A 21,430-nucleotide genomic window follows, 5' to 3' on the forward strand; every position below is an offset into this window, starting at 1 on the left:
ATTGTAAGATTTATAAACTCGAATACTTAGAATCTCAGCACATCTTCTGAATCTGTGACTTGTGATTCAAATAAAGCATCGAATTCTTTAAAGTCTAATGCGTCACTTAATCCAAAATCCGAAGGTGTAACTTCTCTGTCTTCTTTATGGATACAGTGTTCTATCAGCTGCGTTAAATTTTCTATGAATTTATTTGCCAGCTTTTTAACCGTTTCGGCACGGTATAATTCTTCAGAATAATCCCAGGAAATTCTAAGTTCATTGCCTACAATAATTGCTTTTACAATAAACTTTTCTTCTAATAATGCAGCAGGACTTATGTGTGCTCCGGAGTTTTCCGGTGCCGATGCAAAATTGGTAGTCTGGTTCAGTACATTATCGATCTGTCCCAAATAATTGAATACCACATCCCAGCCGCAATCTTTTAAGGAATGACGGATTTCTTTAAAAGAATGCAGATAACGCAGGCATCCATATCCCATTCCTTTAGTCGGAATTTTGCGTAATGCTTCTTTTACCGATTTAATAATATCACCTTCTTTTTTTGCTCCGTCCCTGGATAAAATCACCGGATATTTATTAGTAAACCATCCTGTAGTTCCGGCAAGATCAATGTCTGTGAATATATTTTCTCTTCCGTGGCCTTCAAAACCTAATGCGAGTCTTTGAGTATCAAAAACATCTTCAAAAGTCATTTGCAAGGCACTTAACATCAAATCATTAATTTCTGTGCTATAAGCGGCATTTGCTTCTTTTAATAAATAATTGGTGTACTCCTGATTCAGGATTCCTTCAAGGGTTTTCTTGGTTTCCCTGGTTGGTTTATTGGCTGAAAAATCAGTTGGAAGCGGCGTATATTCATAATTAATCTGCTGCCAATATTCTAATTGAGATTCAATTTCTTCAGTTTCTGCAAAGTTTTTCAACTTGTTGATCCAATCTCTGAACGAATTGTTTTTATTTTCTAAATAAAGCGCTTCATCAACGGTTTCTTCGGCTAATAGAGTTTCTAAATCATCGATGATAAATCTCCACGAAACACCATCAATTGCTAAGTGATGCGCTACCATAAAGAATCTGTTATATTCTTCAGAATCCGGTGTTTCAATAAGAACAAAACGGGTTAAATCGCCTTTTTCTATGTCAAAAGATTCCTGGTATTTCTCGCAAATTGCGGTAATGTTTTTTGCAATATCTTTTCCTTCTTCGATCGTTTCTGTTCTGTAAAGATTTACAGATTCTCCGTAAAACTGTTTCCATTCTTCTTGTTGCTGTACGATTTCTTTTGTGTATCTAAATCGAAGCGAATCGTGACGTTTGGCAATTAAGTCTACGGTTTTTTCTAATTTTTCTTTAGTAACTTTTTTATCTATGCTTAAAAGAATCGCCTGATTGAAATGTGATAATGCTTCTCCGCGTTCAAAAAACCAATGCTGAATTGGAGACAAAGGCACTTCGCCTTCTAAAAATCCCTGTTCGGCAGTATTTAGTTTTTTGCTGTTTTGATCTACAGCAACAGCCAATTCTGCAATCGTTTGATAATCAAACAAATCCTGAACCTGAATTTGATATCCTTTTTTCTTGGCTCGGCTTACTACCTGAATTACAATAATAGAATCACCTCCCAGTTCAAAGAAATTATCAGTTACTCCTATTTGCTCTACATTTAATAGATTTTGCCAGATCGTAACCAAAGTTTCTTCCACTTTCGTGCCTGGCGCAACATATTCGCGCTGGTTGCTGATTTCTGGGTCCGGCAACAGTTTTCTGTCTATTTTTCCGTTTGAAGTCAAAGGCATTTGGTCTAAAACAACATACGCCTGAGGAACCATATAATCCGGAAGAAGTCCTGAAAGGTAAGATTTCAAATCAGATTCTGAAAAATGGTCTTTCGTAACTACGTAGCTCACTAATCTTTTGATTCCTGCTGTATCTTCCTTAAATAAAACCTCGCTTTGGATAATACCGGAATATCCTTGTATTACGCGGCTGATTTCTTTTAATTCCACACGGTAACCACGAATTTTAACCTGATCGTCTACACGTCCTAAAAATTCTATTTCTCCCAATGCATTTCTGCGTACCAAATCTCCGGTTCTGTATAAAACCGAACTTCTTCCCGCAAACGGATTGGCGATAAATTTCTCTTTTGTTAAATCTTCTCGGTTTAAATATCCTTTTGAAATTCCAGCTCCGCCCAATAATAATTCTCCGGGAACGCCTAACGGACAAAGCGACATATCGCCACTTACAATAAAGGCTTCACTGTTTGAGAATAACTTCCCAACCGGAATCGTAACATAATCAAAATCAGGATTTACTTTATGTAATAATTTCCCAATTGTACTTTCGGTTGGACCATAATGGTTCACAATTGCTACATTTGGATCCTGCGCTGCAATGTCTTTTACAAATGAAATTGGCAATACATCGCCTCCAAATATGATGGTGCGTTTTGGCAATAATAATTCGGTATCGATGCGAAGTGCCTGCCAATGGCTTGGTACTATTTTGATGCAATCAATATCATGGGTTTTAAAATATGCCTGCAATTTTACGCCATCCATCAAGGTTTCTTTGCTGAATAAGTGTAAAGTTCCGCCGCTCAATAAAGAACCGTATAAAACCGTGTTTCCTAAATCGGCAGAAAGCGAAGACATTAATCCGAAGCTTTTATTTTCACTAATTGAAATTTTAGCGTCTAATCCTTCGTAATAATCTACCAGGTTTTTATGGCATACCTGAACTCCTTTTGGATGTCCGGTTGTTCCTGATGTATACACTACATAAGCGGTAGTTTCTTCAGTTGCTAATGTTGAAAAAGTAACGCCTTGCGGAATTTCTGATACATCTGAATATTGAATATCAATTGAAAACACCGGAACTGAAAATTCGATTACATCAAATAAACTGCTGGATTCTATAAGCAGGCATTTTACTTTTGCTTCTTCAAGCATGTATTGCTGACGCTCTTTTGGCAATGCAGGATCAATTGGCACATAACCTGCGCCTGATTTTAGAATTGATAAAATTCCCAAAAATGACCAATTTGAAGTATCCATCATGATACCGATCAAATCATTTTGCTTTAAGTCATAAGTTTGCTGGTAATAATAAGCCAATTTGGTTGAAGCCTCGTCCAATTCCTGATATGTCATACGGCTGTCATTATAAACAAACGCAACCGCGTCCGGAGTTTTTGATACCTGTTCTTCAAAAAGGGACAATACGGTTCCTTCTCCTTTTAAGGAATAATCAATTGTATTATAATCTGTTATTAGTTTTTGTTCTTCTTCTGCGTTAAGCATTGCCAGATTTCCTATTGATGAAGTGCTGTTTGTTAAAATAGTCGTTAACAGATTTTCGTAATGTGATCTTAATCCCGCTATTGTGTTAGAAGCAAATAAATCACTGCAATAGTTAAACGAAAATGAAATTCCTTCGGCGCTGTCTTCTGCAAAAATGGTCAAATCAAACTTCGAAATATCATGATCCATTGGCATGGATTCAATAGTAATATCGCTGAATTCGGCAACTTTAGCATCGGGATTATTATTTAAAACAAACAAAACCTGAAATAAGGAACTTCTGCTTTTGTCTCTAGTTTTCTCTACGCGGTCCACTACTTTTTCAAACGGAACTGCGATGTGATCGTAAGCCTCTAAAGTGGTTTGTTTAACCGATTTCAAAACATCTTCAAAAGATGGATTTCCCGATAAATCGCTTCGAAGCGCCAAGGTATTGACAAAGAAACCAATCATGGATTCCAATTCCTGCTGTGGGCGGTTGGCAACCGTAGTTCCGATACAAATATCGGACTGGCCGCTGTAACGGTACAACAATACTTTATAAACACTTAGCAATAACATGAATAAGGTTACGCCTTCTTCTTTGGCGTAAGCGCGCAAAGCTTCGCTTCGATCGTTGTCTAATTTAAAACTGATAAAATCCCCACGGCTGCTTTGAACCAATGGTCTTGGATAATCCGTAGGAAGTGCCGATGGTGCAACGCCTGATAATTTAGTTTCCCAGTAATCTAATTTGTCTGATAAATAAGCTCCTGTAATTTGGGAACGCTGCCAAACCGAATAATCGGTATATTGAAAATTAAGAACCGGTAAATCAGCTTCTGTTCCTGATTTATATGATGCATATAACGCTTTAAATTCATTGACAATAAGCGATGATGACCAGCCATCAGTAGCAATATGATGACGTACCAATACTAAAATGTGTTCAACATCTGAGATTTTAATAACTGTCGCACGAAGCATATAATCTTTAGAAAGATCAAAAGATTTGCTTACTTCTTTTGTTACGAACGCTTCGTAATTATCTACGGAAGAAAGAATAGTAAGTTCCCAATTATCCGAAGATTGAACTTCCTGATACGCAACTCCGTCTTTTTCTATATATACGGTACGAAGCGCTTCATGACGTTCCACAATTGTTTTTAAGGCTTTTGATAAATATGCTGTATTAAGATTTCCTTTTAGGTTTAATAATACAGGTACATGATAATGCTGGCTTCCTTTTAGTTTATCGATAAACCACAAACGTTCCTGTGCATACGACAATGGAATATCCGTTGGTAAATCTTGTTTGGTAATTAAAGGAAGTACCGAAGTATTATCCTGGCTTTCTATAAAAGTAGCTAAAGCCGAAATATTAGTATGATCGAATATGTCTGTAATTGTAACGGCAACATTCATGGCACTTTTAATAGCTGATAACAAACGAACTGCCAATAAAGAGTGACCGCCTAATTCGAAGAAATCATCTGTAACCCCAATTTGTTCCAGATTTAGTAAATCTTTCCAGATCGTAACCAAAGTTTCTTCTACTTTTGTGCCTGGCGCAACATATTCGCGCTGGTTGCTGATTTCTGGGTCCGGCAACAGTTTTCTGTCTATTTTTCCGTTTGAAGTCAAAGGCATTTGGTCTAAAACAACATATGCCTGAGGAACCATATAATCCGGAAGAAGTCCTGAAAGGTAAGATTTCAAATCAGATTCTGAAAAATGGTCTTCCGTAACTACGTAACTCACTAATCTTTTGATTCCTGCTGTATCTTCCTTAAATAAAACTTCGCTTTGTACAATCCCGGAATATCCTTGTATTACGCGGCTTATTTCTTTTAATTCTACTCGGTAACCGCGAATTTTAACCTGATCGTCTACACGTCCCAAAAATTCTATTTCTCCCAATGCATTTCTGCGTACCAAATCTCCGGTTCTGTATAAAACCGAACTTCTTCCCGCAAACGGATTGGCGATAAATTTCTCCTTTGTTAAATCTTCGCGGTTTAAATATCCTTTTGAAATTCCTGCTCCGCCCAATAATAATTCCCCTGGAACGCCTAACGGGCAAAGCGACATATCGCTGCTTACAATAAAGGCTTCGCTGTTTGAGAATAATTTTCCAACCGGAATCGTAACATAATCAAAATCAGGTTCTACTTTATGTAATAATTTCCCAATCGTACTTTCGGTTGGACCGTAATGGTTTACAATTGCTACATTTGGATCCTGCGCTGCAATGTCTTTTACAAATGAAATTGGCAATACATCGCCTCCAAATATGATGGTGCGTTTTGGCAATAATAATTCGGTATCGATGCGAAGTGCCTGCCAGTGGCTTGGTACTATTTTGATGCAATGAATATCATGGGTTTTAAAATATGCCTGTAATTTTACGCCATCCATCAAGGTTTCTTTGCTGAATAAGTGTAAAGTTCCGCCGCTCAATAAAGAACCGTATAAAACCGTATTTCCTAAATCCGCAGAAAGCGAAGACATTAATCCGAAGCTTTTATTGCTGCTAATTGAAATTTTAGCGTCTAATCCTTCATAATAATCTACCAGGTTTTTATGGCTAACCTGAACGCCTTTTGGATGTCCGGTTGTTCCTGATGTATACACTACATAAGCGGTAGTTTCTTCAGTTGCTAATGTTGAAAAAGGAACGCCTTGCGGAATTTCTGCTACATCTGAATATTGAATGTCAATAGAAAACACCGGAACTGAAAATTCGATTACATCAAATAAACTGCTGGATTCTATAAGCAGACATTTTACTTTTGCTTCTTCCAACATATATTGCTGACGCTCTTTTGGCAATGCAGGATCAATTGGCACATAACCTGCGCCTGATTTTAAAATGGATAAAATTCCAAGAAATGACCAATTTGAAGTATCCATCATGATACCGATTAAATCATTTTGCTTTAAATCATAAGTTTGCTGGTAATAATAAGCCAATTTGGTTGAAGCTTCATCCAATTCCTGATACGTCATACGGCTGTCATTATAGACAAACGCAACTGCATCCGGAGTTTTTGATACCTGTTCTTCAAAAAGGGATAAAACCGTTCCTTCTCCTTTTAAGGAATAATCAATTGTATTATAGTCTGTTATTAGTTTTTGTTCTTCTTCTGCATTAAGCATCGCCAGATTTCCTATTGATGAAGAACTGTTTGTTAAAATAGTCGTTAACAGATTTTCGTAATGTGATCTTAATCCCGCTATTGTGTTAGAAGCAAATAAATCACTGCAATAGTTAAACGAAAATGAAATTCCCTCGGCGCTGTCTTCTGCAAAAATGGTCAAATCAAACTTCGAAATATCATGATCCATTGGCATGGATTCAATAGTAATGTCACTGAATTCGGCAACTTTAGCATCCGGATTATTATTTAAAACAAACAAAACCTGAAATAAGGAACTTCTGCTTTTGTCTCTAGTTTTCTCTACGCGGTCCACTACTTTTTCAAACGGAACTGCGATGTGATCGTAAGCCTCTAAAGTGGTTTGTTTAATCGATTTCAAAACATCTTCAAAAGACGGATTTCCCGATAAATCGCTGCGAAGTGCCAAGGTATTGACAAAGAAACCAATCATGGATTCCAATTCCTGCTGTGGGCGATTGGCAACCGTAGTCCCAATGCAAATATCGGACTGGCCGCTGTAACGGTATAACAAAACTTTATAAACACTTAACAATAACATGAATAAAGTCACGCCTTCTTCTTTGGCGTAAGCGCGCAAAGCTTCGCTTCGATCGTTGTCTAATTTAAAACTGATAAAATCCCCACGGCTGCTTTGAACCAATGGTCTTGGATAATCCGTAGGAAGTGCCGATGGTGAAACACCTGATAATTTATTTTCCCAGTAATTTAATTTGTCTGATAAATAAGTTCCTGTAATTTGGGAACGCTGCCAAACCGAATAATCGGTATATTGAAAATTAAGAACCGGTAAATCAGCTTCTGTTCCTGATTTATATGACGCATATAACGCTTTAAATTCATTCACAATAAGTGATGATGACCAGCCATCTGTAGCAATATGATGACGCACCAATACTAAAATATGTTCAACATCTGAGATTTTGATTACCGTGGCACGAAGCATATAATCTTTAGAAAGATCAAAAGATTTGCTGACTTCTTTTGTTACGAATGCTTCATAATTATCTACGGAAGAAAGAATAGTAAGTTCCCAATTATCTGAAGATTTTACTTGCTGATACGCAACTCCGTCTTTTTCTATATATACGGTACGAAGCGCTTCATGACGTTCCACAATTGTTTTTAAGGCTTTTGAAAGAAACTCTGTGTTTAGATTTCCTTTTAGGTTTAATAAAGTTGGCATATGATAATGCTCGCTTCCTTTTAGTTTATCGATAAACCACAAACGTTCCTGTGCATACGACAACGGAATATCCGCTGGTAAATCTTGTTTGGTAATTAAAGGAATTACGGCAGTATTATCTTGTGTTTTGATGAATAAAGCCAAATCTGAAATTGTTGGATTACTAAATACATTTGTAATCGTAATGGCAACATTCATGGTATTTTTTATGGCAGAAATCAATCGGATTGCTAATAAGGAATGACCGCCAAGATCAAAGAAATTATCCGTTACGCCAACTTGTTCTACATTTAGTAAATTTTGCCAGATGGTAACTAATTTTTCCTCTAAATCTGTACTTGGGGCAACATATTCATATTCTCTGTTAAAAACAGGATCCGGTAATGCTTTTCTATTCACTTTTCCGCTTGATGTCAGTGGCATTTCATCTAGTTCGACCATAATTCCGGGAATCATATACGCCGGAATATGTTCTTTTAAGTATGCAATAACATTGTCTTTTGTCTGACCTTCATTAAGGACGATATACGCCACTAATTCATTTACTCCGTAAGCATCTTCTCTGGCAATAACAACTCCCTGATGTATTGACGGACAACTGTTTATAACTGTATCTAATTCACCTAATTCAATTCTGTAACCTCTTATTTTTACCTGGCTGTCTTCTCTTCCCAGATATTCGATATTTCCATCCTGAAGCCATTTTGCATTGTCTCCGGTTCTGTATAATTTTCCTTCTCCAAAAGGATTATTTACAAATCTAAAAGCATTAAGTTCAGGAAGATTGATATATCCTCTGGCAACCTGAATTCCGCCTAAATATAATTCTCCGGTAACGCCTTTTGGCTGAATATTCATATCCTCATCCAGAATATAAATCTGGGTATTTGCAACCGGAGCACCAATTGGCACGCGTTTTAAATCTGTTGCTTTAAAAGGCACAATCCAGCTTGTTACGTCGATTGCAGCTTCTGTTGGCCCGTATAAATTACTTAAAATAACCTCAGGCAATACTTTTTGAAAATCTTCTGCCTGACTTATTTTCAAAGCTTCTCCGCTACAAACCACATTTTTTAAACTCGTACATCTCGAAACACCTTCATTCAATAAAAATGTGCTTAACATAGAAGGCACAAAATGAATCATTGTAACCTGATGAATCGCAATTAATTCTGTTAGATAATCCGTATCCTTATGCCCTTCCGGTTTCGGAATTACCAATTTACAGCCTGTTATCAGCGGAAGGAAAAACTCCCATACGGAAACATCAAAACAAAAAGTAGTTTTCTGAATTAATACATCTTTATTTGTCAAATTATAGTATTCTCTTGCCCATAATAAACGGTTCACAATCCCGCGCTGCTCGTTTACAACTCCTTTCGGATTTCCTGTAGATCCGGAAGTATAAATGACATATGCCGCGTTTGAAGGCGCTATATCTACATTAAGATTCGCTTTTGACTGATTTGAAAATAAGGTGTCAAATGCATCAAGATTAAGTGTTGTAACAGATTCCGGAAAAGTAACGACATTTAAACTATTGGTATGTGTAAGTACAACCGCTGCGTTTGTGTCTTCGATCATAAAATCGATTCTTTCACCTGGATATTGCGGATCAATTGGCACATAAGCACCGCCGGATTTCATAATTCCCAACATCCCAATAACCATTTCGAAAGAACGTTCCATACAAAGTCCAACCAAAGATTCTGTTGTAACTCCTATATTGCGTAAATAATGGGCAACCTGATTTGCTTTTTCATTCAAAACTGCATACGTCATTTCGGCTCCTTCATAAGCAAGAGCGATTCCGTTTGGATTATTAACAACCTGTGATTCAATTAAATCTATTAGTGTAATATCTGTAGGATAATCGGTTTGTGTAGCATTAAAATCCTGTAGCAATTCCTTTTCTTCAGTTTTACTGATGTATGTTAATTTGCCTATCGGAGTTTCCGGCTGCGCCAATACACCTTCTAAAATTTGTTTATAATGTCCCAATAATCCTTCGATCATATGGTTTTCATAGACTTCTGTATTATACGTAATATCCAAAATCAGATTTCCTCCTGCTTCCTGAAAATTAAGTTCCAGATCAAATTTTGAAACTGTTTCTCCTAAATCAAGAATGGTATCTGTTTTTGATGCTGATAATTCTGCAGAATCATTATTACCAGTGTTTTGAAGAATTAACATCACATCAAATACACTGCTTCTCCCTGCATCTCTTTTGATATTTAAGTTTTCTATTAAACTATCAAAAGGATACATTTGATGATTAAACGATTCCAAAGTCTGCTCTTTGATTCGTTTGTAGATTGTTGTAAAATTTTCCTCAGAATTTACCGTATTACGCAAAGCCAGCGTATTGATATAAAAACCAATCTGATCTGCCAAATCTGCGTGATCACGGCCTGCAACAGGACTTCCTATAATAATATCTGTATCTGCGGTATATTTATGAAAAAGAATATTGATCGTCGTCAATAAACTTATAAAAGTACTGCTGTTGTTTTCTTGCGTAAAACGCTGAAGTAATGCTGTTGTTTCGTTAGAAATATAGGTTCTTAAACTACGGCCTCTGTGTGTTTTTACAGAAGGTCGGCGTTTTTCTGAAGGAAGATCCAATACAGGTAATTCTCCCGAAAGATTTTCTAACCAATACGCTTTATCTTTTGTTGCTGTAATTGTTTTTGCTTGTAACGATTGCCAGTTTGCATAATCTTTATATTGAATAGCAAGAGGCGCAAGTTCAGCATTTGTACCGTTTACAAAGGATTCATAAAATGTAAATACATCTTTTGACAATACATTCATAGACCATCCATCGCTTATAATATGATGCATATTATAATAGAAAACATAAGTCTCATCATCAATTTGTAATAAGCTTACGCGGAATAAAGGTCCGTTTTCCAGATCAAATGGCACAAAAGAATCTTCTGTAATATAATGAGCAATACTAGCTTTTTCATCGCTATCATTTCTGAAATCAAGATACGTTAGCTTAAAATCTACAGCGGTTTCCGACTGTATATATTGTCTTACATCACCATTTTCATCCATTTTGAATGTGGTGCGCAAAATTTCATGACGATTTATAGTTGCTCTGATCGCTTTTTGAAAACTATCAATATCATAATTGCCTTTTAGCGTCATATGCATAGGCATATTATATACGACAGAACCTCCGTCAAACTGACTTAAAGTCCATAGACGGCGCTGTCCTGCAGACAATTCATAACTTTCTGATGCCGGAACAGGCAAAATCACCTCAAAGTTAGATTCCAAATTGCTTTTACTGCTTTTAAGTAAGGCAATAAGGCGATCCTTATTTGTTGAAATATTGATTTTATCTTCTTCTGTAAGAGCTGCTGTATTTCCTACTACTCTCAAATTTTCTGCTGTGTCATCCAGGAAAATTTGTACTTCTTTATTGGATAAACCCGTAATTATTGACTTGATATCTTTCATCGTAAATGTTTTCTTAAATGCTGGAAATTTGAATTAATAACTATATGATTTGTTTAAAAAGGATTTGTTTTGAAAATGAAAACCTAAAAATTATGCCTGGGCAAAAGAGTTTCCGTTGGGATTACGCAAATAAGACAAAGGAATTATTGCTGCTATATTCTCGCGTACCGAATTTATTCTTACACTAATGATGTGCTTCTTATCGATTGTAAATACTTTTATTTCCATAATTTTAAGTTTTTTTGAACACCGGATATAGCTGCGCTGTAACCAGTCACATGGTTAATTTTTTTAAGAAATGTTTTTGGGTAACTTAATTTTTGAAATGCTTTTACTTAAAAAGTAAACTGGCGGATAATTTTGATGTAATTCTCAGAAGAAATATATTTTACACATTTGAAAATTTAATTCTCGTTCTGAGCTCAATCGAAAATCAGGAAATTAAAACTCAACAACCTGACTTCCTTTTTACTGGAGTAAACTTACAATACAGCAGCAGATATCTTACTACACCAAAGTGTAGTTATTTGATTCTGTGTTAAATACTACCTTATTGGGTAGTTTATAATTTTGACCTGAAATTCCCAAAGCTTCCTTTGGTGCAACCAAATTTTTGTTCTCATTATAGAAATCGATCAGTCCGCTATAAGACATGCTTACCGGAATCGTTTCTGATCCTAAATATTCAATAGATTTACCAACCACTTTTGCTTTGATGCCCATTAATTGCAACACACGAAGCAGTTTGGCATCGATTTCTGCAAAAGCAATATTGTCTTTGTGGGCACAAACCGGTCCAATAGCACAAACCAGTAATTTTTTAAGAAGGTTGATATCACGAACGCCTTTTTTGATGGCAAAACGTCCAATGTGCCAGATTTCATTGATATCATTTCCATCGGTACAGAAAAAAGGATTGATCCCAAACATTTTCTGGATGGGAAGCGTGCTTATGAAATCCCATTTCAACAAACGGATCGTGCCTATCAATTCGCCAAGATCACTTTTGAAAGCGAAAATTTTTGAATGCTCCAAAAATCCCATTTCCTCGCGGTAAACTGAATCGATATCTTTTTGATACGTAGCTGAGATTTTATTTTCATGGTGGTTGCAATTTTCTGTCACAACGAATTTTGACATGTTGAAAATCTCATTTTGGCTTACTGCAGATCGGTGGTTGTTTTTGGATATCATAGCGTTTTATTTTTACCAAAACTATCACCAGAATTTACGCCTAATATTACACAAAATGCTAGTTTTCAGAATTATAGCCAAATACTACCCTTTAGTGTAGGTAAGAAAAAGCTTAATTGTTAAAAAAATACCCATTATAAAGCATATTTGATGTTAATGTTGAATTGACGTTAAATTCGTATAGAAATAAAAAAAATTTAACAGCATATCTCCAATTTTTCCTATATTCACAGCGTATTAAAAAAATAGTGATATGGTAATTGAAAACGACTTTTTTTCCTCTAACAATACGGTTCAAAAAATTTCTGAGGACGAAACACTTAAACTTGCAAATTATCTCGAACTGGTAAAGGCATTTGCGAGAACCACCTACAGCAGTATCTACATTATAGATTACGAAAAAAAAGGGTTTGAATATGTGTCTGAAAATCCATTATTTCTCTGCGATCATACGGCGCAGGAAGTTCAGGAACTCGGCTATGCCTTTTATTTTAAATACGTCGTAAAAGAGGATTTGGATCTGCTTTTGAAGATCAATACCATAGGATTTGATTTTTACCAGAATATCCCTGTTGAGGAGCGGATTCACCATACGATTTCATATGACTTTCGTTTAAGAAACCCCAGCGGGAAGACTTTTTTGGTAAACCAGAAACTGACTCCCGTTTTTTTGACCAATGACGGTAAAATCTGGAAATCGATCTGTATTATTTCACTTTCCTCGGAACTGCAGTCCGGGAACATCAAAATCTATAAAAAAGGGGAAAACAAGATCTTCAGCTATGATCTCGAAGGCGATTTCTGGAAGACGCTGAAAAAAATAGAACTTACCAGCCGCGAAAAAGAAGTTTTGCAGTATTCCATACGCGGATTTACCATCGCCAATATGGCCGAAAGTATGTTTGTTTCTGCAGATACGATCAAATTTCACAAAAGAAAACTTTTTACAAAACTGGGCGTAGGAAATATTGCCGAAGCAATTGCGTATGCAACGAGCAATAAATTGATTTAGTAAAATCAATTAGATATTATTCCTAACACATAAAAACATAGTTTTTATAAGTAAAAAATCTATGTTTTTATGTGTTAGAGGAAAATTTAATCCAGTTCGTCTATAATGGATGACAAATAGAATTCAGGGAATTTTTTAAACTTTTTGCCTGTAGCTATGTTGTAAAGCAAATGCGTACATACGGCAGCTACCGACCATGATGCTATAGACAATTGTGGTGGTGGCAAATGTTCTTTTTCATTTCTATATTTTTCGATAATACCATCGATCCAACTTTGCGGATTTCCCCAAAATCTCATATAACTCGAAGCATATTCTACCATTGTTACTTCATTAAATTGCTCGTCAGGATTTGCTAATGCATTCAATAACAAACCATCTTTGGCGATTACGGTAACCAGGCTTCCCCACCCTATATTATAAGGATGCAAAATTGGAATATCCAGTTTTTGGCATGCTGTATCGAATATCAACGGAACCGGAGACGAAAAATCCAGTGCATTAATTGCAGCTTTATGACCTTTAATATGATCGCCTACATTTTCAACAGTCAGGAAAAAATCAAGACAATTGATTTCTGCATTTTTATTGATTGATTTCAATCGTCTGGCGATAGCATCTACTTTGTTTGTATCGACATCATCTTCAGTATAATTCTGTCTGTTTAAATTAGACCGTTCTACCTGATCACCATCTACAATGGTAATTTTTTCAAAGCCAAAACGCAGCGCACATTCAGCAATCACGCTGCCAATACCACTTCCCGCTAACAAAATTGGAAAGTTTTTTATTATCTCTTGCTCTTCTTCAGTGAGATAAAGTCTATTTCTTGAATAACGATCTTCCATAAGTAGTTTTTAATCAAAAGTAAACATAAACAGTTGGTATTTCTTTACCCAAAAGGGTAGTTTTTATCGGTTTAAACCGCAGAATCATTACGGGAAACCACATTTTGAAATGTATTTTTTCGGCTTGTAATTTAAACTAAATGAAAAAAAGTGATATTAAAAAATGATTTGCAATGTTTTACTATAAAAAATAATATTTATCGTTATAAATTACAATATTTGATTCTGAAAATCACGTCATTTTGCCAAAAATAAAATAAATTAACAAAATCTATAAAACAAAAAAACAGTTACAGGAATGCTCCCGTAACTGTTTAATTTTAGGTTATTTGACTGATAATTTCTAAGCTGTTAATGGTATTGGTGAATAAATCTCTCGCTGTTCCGAAATTTCGGGAACGAAGTTGTAACGTTTTTTTTGTTTCACGCAGATTTGGCAGATTGAGCAGATTACAAAACTGAATAAAAAGTTACGCAGATTTATAATAAAACCGTAATCAATTTAAATCTGCTCAATCTGCCAAATCTGCGTGAAAATTTAATTTTAAAACTTTGACAAAAAAATATTTTTTAATCTCTCAGAGATGCCAAGTTGCAAATTAATAACATTACGCTTCGGGATTATTTGTTAAATACAACCTTTACAAAGGTCAGTTTTCTGTTTTAAAAAACCAATTCTTCGCCAACAACAGAAGAAATCAACTGCTGATTGTTTATAATTCGCACCGATTCTATGTAGTGCGCCAAATAAGTAATAGTAGGTTCAGAATACAATTCCTTAAGTTCAATTTTGATATTGAATTCTTTCTGAATTTTAGAAATCACCTGAATTGCTTTTAAACTGTGTCCGCCAAGTGCAAAGAAACTATCCTCGACACCTATTTTATCTTTTTGAAGCACTTCTTCCCATATTGTGACAAGCTTTTTCTCGAGATCATTTGTCGGAGCAACATATTTTGCTGCTTCACTAAATTGTATGTCGTTTGTATCGGGAAGTGCTTTTAAATCTACTTTTCCGTTTGCCGTTAATGGCATGACATCCAGATAAATAAAATAAGTTGGCACCATATAATCTGCTAATGTCCTGTTTAATTTCTTTTTAAGGATACTGCGCTGTATTACTGTTTCAGAAACAATATAAGCCGTTATGTATTTTTCGTTTTGAATTTCTTTTATAACCACAACCGCTTCTTTTATTCCGTCTATTTCCTGAAGGGCAATTTCTATTTCGCCCAGTTCAATGCGATATCCCCTTAGTTTAACCTGATTGTCTGCACGACCCATAAACTGGACATTTCCGTCAGGAAGCCACTTCGCCAGATCGCCGGTTTTATACAGTTTTCCTTTCGTTACCAACGGATGCGTTATAAATTTTTCCTGAGTTAAAACAGGACTGTTCAAATAACCTCTGGCAAGACTCGCTCCGGCCAAACACAATTCGCCTGTAACTCCCGGAGGTACTAGATTTCCGTTTTTATCGAGAATAAAAATCTGTACGTTTCCTACCGGTTTTCCTATAGGTACTAATCCGGTGGTTTCCTGAGTTACTTTATAATAGGTACTTACGACCGTATTTTCTGTTGGTCCGTAATTATTATAAATTTCAAGCTGCTCGTGAATATCGGTTACGATAAGTGCTTCGCCTCCTACCAAAAGTTTTAAAGGCTGTTTTAATGCTACACTATTTTGTATCATATCCTTATACAATACCGTTGGTAAAAAGGCCTGCGTAATTTTATGCGTATTGAAAAAAGTGACCAATTCATCTGTTTTTAAACGAATTTCTTCCGGAATAGGATATACGCAACCTCCTCCTAATAATGTCGGAAACAATTCCCAGGTAGAAGCATCAAAACCTATACTTGCATATAAGGTACATTTGCTGTTTGCCGCAAGATCATATGTTTTTTGATGCCAATGACACAAATTGCTTAATGATTTGTGCTCGATCATAACCCCTTTTGGTTTTCCGGTAGATCCTGATGTATATATAACGTAAGCCATATTAGACGATTGCAATGCGACATCTTTGTAATTTGATACGATTGTCTCCTTTTTAAACTTTTTTATAAAAGTATCATCGATCGTCAGGACACATTTGCTGTCGCTTTGTATGTATGCAATACGATCTGCAGGATAATTGGGATCGATAGGCACATATGCAGCACCGCTTTTAAGTATGGCAAGCAGTGCAATTACATACCATTCGCTTTTTTCTAATTTTACACATATAAGATCTTCGGGATTTATGTCCTGCGTATCTCTTATATACTGTGACATGTCATTTGACAATGAATCTAATTGCGCATATGTAATTTCTGTTTCTCCATAAACTATTGCCAAAGCAGCTGGCGTTTTTGCTGCTTGCTGTTGAAATAATGTTACAATTGTTGCTTCTTTCGGATATTCAATCTTATAATCATTAAAGGTATTAATCAACTGAAATCCCTCTTCTTTTGAGAGATATTCAAGATCATTAATTACCTGATTTGGATGTTCTAAAATCGTATTCCACAATTGTTTATAATGGTTCATAAGCCCTTGTATCATAACCTCATCATAAACATTGGTGTTGTAGGTTATATCAAATAATAAACAATTCCCTATTTCTTCAAAACTTAATTCCAGATCAAATTTTGCAACAGCTTCTCCTCTATTTTCAATCGAAATAATAGTTTCTTTTGGAATAAAATTTTCCGGTTTATCGGCTGTTTCATTCTGTAAAGAAAGTATAACGTCAAAAACGGCATTTCGCGATGTTTGATGCTGAATATTTAAGTCGTCTATCAACTGATCAAAAGGATACATTTGGTGGTTGTATGCTTTTAAGGTTTGTTCTTTTATTTTGTTATAAAAAGAGACAAAAGACAATTCCGGACTAACTTCGTTTCTAAGTGCAATTGTATTGACATAAAACCCAATCTGGTCCAGAAGATCGATATGATTTCTTCCTGCAATTGGCGTTCCCACAATTATATCAGATTCGCCGGTATACTTATGAAATAATATATTCCAGGCCGTAAGCAGCGCTATAAATAAACTTCCGCCATGTTCGTGGGTAATTCCCTTTATTGCTGTGGTTTGTTCTGCCGAAAAATAAGTTCTAAAACGCTGTCCTTGTGAAGTTTTTACCGTTGGCCTCATTTTTTGAGAAGGCAAATCCAGCACCGGCAAAGTGCCTTTAAGATGTTCTTTCCAAAACTCTTTTTCTAACTGACTTGAAGCTTCCTGCAATTGCAATTCCTGCCAGCTTGCATAGTCTTTGTATTGAATTTTAAGCGGTTTTAACGAAACTGCTGTATTGTTTTTAAAAGCATCATAAAAAGCAAATACATCTTTGGATAAAACTTCCATCGACCAGCCATCACTTATAATATGATGCATGCTGTAATGAAACGCATATTTTTGATCTTCCAACTGAAATAATGAAGCTCTTACCAAAGGACCTTGCGCTAAATCAAACGGACGAAGTTTATCTTCTTTCCAATAGTTTTCTATTTGAAGTTCTTTATCATTTTCATGCTGAATATTTAGAAAAGGAATATCAAGTTTAAATACATCAGCAGCGATAATGTGCTGACGAAGTTCGCCTGAATGATCTACTTTAAAAACGGTGCGTAAGATCTCATGACGTTTTATTGTGGCATCAATCGCTTGTTTAAGAATGTTGATATCATAATCGCCCTTTAGAATGGTATGAAATGACATGTTATACATCGCCGATCCAGATTCCAATTGACTTAATGTCCATAATCTTTTCTGACCTGCAGAAAGTGCATAACTTGTATTCGTTTCAATAACCGGTATTGCCTGATATTCAGAATAATTGCTTTCTTCGATAAGGGGAACATGTTCTTTTAATATTGGATGTAAAAAAATAGCTTCTAAATTAAGTTTAACTTTGAAAGCACTGCGATATTCTTCTATTAATCGGGCTACTTTAAGACTATTTCCGCCTAATTCGAAAAAATTATCTGTAATACCAATTTTTTCCAATCCAAATATATTTTGCCAAATAACAACAAGCTTTTCTTCAATTTCATTAGAAGGCGCTATATATTCCAGTTGAATAATATCATTGGTATTTACCGGAGGCAACGCTTTTTTATCAATTTTTCCATTCGGCGTAAGCGGTAACTCATCCAGAAAAACGTAATAAGTCGGTAACATATATTCCGGTAATTCACGTTTTAATGACAATCGAAGTTCTTGTTTGTCTATAACTTCCGAACTAACCAAATAACTGACAATTACATCATCGCCATTTATCGTTGAAGCTACAACTACGCATTGATCAATACCATTTTGGGATTCCAAAACATGTTCAATTTCGCCAAGTTCTACACGATGTCCCCTGATTTTTACCTGACTGTCTTTTCTGCCTATGCAAAGTACATTTCCGTCCGGCAGCCATTTGCCTAAATCTCCGGTTCTGTATAATTTTCCGTTTTCACTGAAAGGATTTTCGATGAATTTTTCTGCCGTTAATTCCGGCTGGTATAAATAACCTCTTGATAATCCGTCACCTGAAATGCAGATTTCACCAATTACGCCAACTGGCTGTAAAGCCAAATCATCTGAAAGGATATAAAACTGCGTATTGTCTATGGCTTTCCCCACAGGAACCGAACTTTCGTACGCTCCTTCAACGCGGTAATAACTGCTATAAGTCGTATCTTCTGATGGTCCGTATAAATTTCTAAGCGCAATTCCCGAATCTTTGAAATGATTGGCAATACTTACCGGAAAAGCTTCTCCCGCAAGGTTTATTCCAACAGCATTTTCAAAAGAAATTCCTTTGTCAATAAGCGTATGAATAACGGAAGGAACGGTATTGATTAATACATTTTTATCATTATCCAAATAATCGGCTATTGATAATCCGTTATTTAAAAGCCTGATTTTTTTTCCGATGCTTAACGGATAGAAAAATTCATATACCGATAAATCAAAACAATGGGAAGTTACGGCATATAACATATCAAAATTGGTATCGCTAAATTCCCTTTGCGACCAATGCAGCATATAAGCAGCATTTTTATGCGTGATCATAACGCCTTTTGGTTTCCCTGTAGATCCCGAAGTATAAATGATATACGCCAGATTATCCGAATTAAAAGCTACCTGCGGAAGTGATTTCGAAATAGACTCTGATTTTCTAAAAGCATTTATAACCGTTTCGTCTATTGTTACTTTGCATTTACTGTCGTTTTCAATGTATTCCACACGCTGTGCAGGATAATTAGGATCGATAGGCACATAAGCGCATCCGGCTTTTAGAACGGCTAATAATGAAATCAGAAGCCATTCGGTTCTATCTAATTTTACGCCAACTAAATCTTCTGTATCCAAACTGTAATTGCTCAATAAATAATGAGAAAGTTCATTTGATATTTCATTCAGTTCTTTATAAGTGAATTTTTTAGTATCGGTTATGAGTGCTATATTTTCGGGAGTTTTTTCCGCCTGAGCGACAAATAAACCTACCATTGTCATATCGGGATATTCGACTGTTGTATCGTTAAAATCATATAATAATTGCGATTGCTCTGCAACGCCTAAATAATTAATCGTGGCTACTTTTTGATCCGGATTTTGGATTGCTTCTGCTAAAAAGGTATCAAAATGTGAAGCCAGGCGTTCAACAAAATCCAACTCATAAATATCGGTGTTGTATTCGATATGTAATGCTAATTGTCCTTGTTTTTCGGAAAAAATAAAGCTTAAATCAAACTTGCTGAATGACTTTTTCAGATGTTGATATGGCGAAATTTCAATTCCGTTTAAGGTTAAACCTTCAGAAACCAATAATTCTTCCTGATTTTGAAAAACAACCAAAGCATCAAATAAAACGGATCTGCTTAAATCTCTTTTTATATTCAGTTCTTCAACCAAACTATCAAAAGGATATTCCTGATGCGAATAAGCGTTTAATAAGGTTTCTTTTTGTGTTGCCAATAAGGCTTCAAAAGTGGCTGTTTCTCCAAAATTGGTTCGAATCGCTAACGTATTTAGATATAATCCAACCTGATTTTCTAAATCACTATTTTCTCTTCCTGCAACGGGCGTACCTAAAATAATATCCCTGTTATTGGTATATCTGGAAAGTAATCCGTTGATTCCTGCCATTAAAAGCATAAAAAGTGTCACTCCATTTTGTTGTGCATATGCATTCAGTTGTGCTGTATTTGCTTTAGAAAATGAATATTCTAATCCGGAACCATTATAGGTTTTAAGTTTTGGTCTTGTTTTATTAGACGGTAATTCGAGAATAGGCAGATTTCCGGAAAAGGTATTTAACCAAAATGTTTTTGCTTTTTCCAAAACAGATTGTCTGGCTTCGCTATTTTGCCATTCTGAATAATCTTTATACTGAATCGTCAAATCCGGCAATACAACTTCCTGTCCTGTAGACAGTCCGTTATAAATCGCCATAAATTCTTTGCTTAATACGCCCATAGACCAGCCATCGCCAATAATATGGTGCATATTTAGCATCAGAATATTTCTGTCTGGCGATACTTTTACAATATCACCTATAAAAAGTGGTCCTTTTTCTAAATCAAAAGCATGTTTTTGAATTGTTTCTGCGTGATTTATCAAGATTTGCTCACTAGCATTATTTAAATCTGCAAGCTGTAAAGCTCCCGTATATTGGGCAACAGGAACTATATATTGGCCTAATTTTCCTTGTTTATCTTCTTTAAAAACGGTTCGCAGACTCTCATGTCGGTTTGTTAAGATGTTAAAGGTTTTGGCTAATTTATCAAAATCCAATACGCCTTTAAATTCTATTGCTTCAAATATATTATAGGCAGAATTACCGGTTTCAAACTGGCTTAATGTCCACAATCGATGTTGGGACGAAGTAAGTCCATAATACTCTTTGGTTGCTGCTTTAGGAATAGATTCTGAAGAAGAAAGCAGTGCGATAAGTTCCTTTTTCTGCGCTTTAATAGCATCAATAATTTCTGGAGTCAAAGCACCTTTTGGCGCATTAATCTTAAGGTTTCCGTTTTCTATCTGAATACCGATTTTTAAGGACTGTAGCGTATGTATTAAATTTTCTATCACAATATGATTTTTTAAGTGAATTTGAAATGTCTTTATAGTTTTTAGAATTGTAATATGATTACGATTCTGCTGGATAACAAGGGAAGTATTTAAAATGAATGCATGTATAGTGCAAAAAAACATGGCTATATAAATATAGCCATGCTCAAAAAAAACCAACCAACTTCAATAAAAAG

Annotated in this window: 6 protein-coding genes; 1 reads left to right on the plus strand and 5 read right to left on the minus strand. The window is 35.5% G+C overall.

Translation table 11 applies throughout. The features are described from left to right. Positions 1 to 26: 26 nt before the first annotated feature. From ACZ0AH_RS12755 to ACZ0AH_RS12765, 3 genes are all read right to left on the minus strand, one after another. Positions 27 to 11,126 (minus strand): non-ribosomal peptide synthetase, encoded by an 11,100-nt coding sequence (locus ACZ0AH_RS12755; RefSeq protein ID WP_463476173.1) that lies wholly within the window; start codon positions 11,124 to 11,126, stop codon positions 27 to 29. Positions 11,127 to 11,216: 90 nt separating this feature from the next. Further along, complete coding sequence (locus ACZ0AH_RS12760; protein ID WP_463476174.1) at positions 11,217 to 11,354, minus strand: hypothetical protein; 138 nt, start codon at positions 11,352 to 11,354, stop codon at positions 11,217 to 11,219. A 279-nt stretch (positions 11,355 to 11,633) separates the two neighbouring features. Next, positions 11,634 to 12,320 carry a hypothetical protein gene (locus ACZ0AH_RS12765; RefSeq protein ID WP_463476175.1) on the minus strand — a complete coding sequence of 229 codons (687 nt, stop codon included), beginning with the start codon at positions 12,318 to 12,320 and terminating at the stop codon, positions 11,634 to 11,636. A 253-nt stretch (positions 12,321 to 12,573) separates the two neighbouring features. On the opposite strand from ACZ0AH_RS12765, the gene ACZ0AH_RS12770 reads away from it, so the two are divergent. Next, positions 12,574 to 13,332 carry a response regulator transcription factor gene (locus ACZ0AH_RS12770; protein ID WP_463476176.1) on the plus strand — a complete coding sequence of 253 codons (759 nt, stop codon included), beginning with the start codon at positions 12,574 to 12,576 and terminating at the stop codon, positions 13,330 to 13,332. Between the two features lie 86 nt (positions 13,333 to 13,418). On the opposite strand, the gene ACZ0AH_RS12775 is transcribed toward ACZ0AH_RS12770, so the two are convergent. Together ACZ0AH_RS12775 and ACZ0AH_RS12780 are read right to left on the minus strand one after the other, a co-directional pair. Next, entirely contained in the window at positions 13,419 to 14,180 is a 762-nt protein-coding gene (locus ACZ0AH_RS12775) for a ThiF family adenylyltransferase (RefSeq protein ID WP_463476177.1), read from the minus strand. Positions 14,181 to 14,843: 663 nt separating this feature from the next. After that, a complete protein-coding gene (locus ACZ0AH_RS12780) occupies positions 14,844 to 21,254 on the minus strand; it encodes an amino acid adenylation domain-containing protein (protein WP_463476178.1) in 6,411 nt (2,136 codons plus the stop codon). Positions 21,255 to 21,430 lie beyond the last annotated feature (176 nt).

The sequence above is a fragment of the Flavobacterium sp. AC105 genome (assembly GCF_979258495.1).

Coding starts and splice junctions, on each gene's coding strand:
- ACZ0AH_RS12775 (WP_463476177.1), bottom strand. CDS start 14,180: ATGGAAGATCGTTATTCAAGAAATAGACTTTATCTCACTGAAGAAGAG.
- ACZ0AH_RS12760 (WP_463476174.1), bottom strand. CDS start 11,354: ATGGAAATAAAAGTATTTACAATCGATAAGAAGCACATCATTAGTGTA.
- ACZ0AH_RS12755 (WP_463476173.1), bottom strand. CDS start 11,126: ATGAAAGATATCAAGTCAATAATTACGGGTTTATCCAATAAAGAAGTA.
- ACZ0AH_RS12765 (WP_463476175.1), bottom strand. CDS start 12,320: ATGATATCCAAAAACAACCACCGATCTGCAGTAAGCCAAAATGAGATT.
- ACZ0AH_RS12770 (WP_463476176.1), top strand. CDS start 12,574: ATGGTAATTGAAAACGACTTTTTTTCCTCTAACAATACGGTTCAAAAA.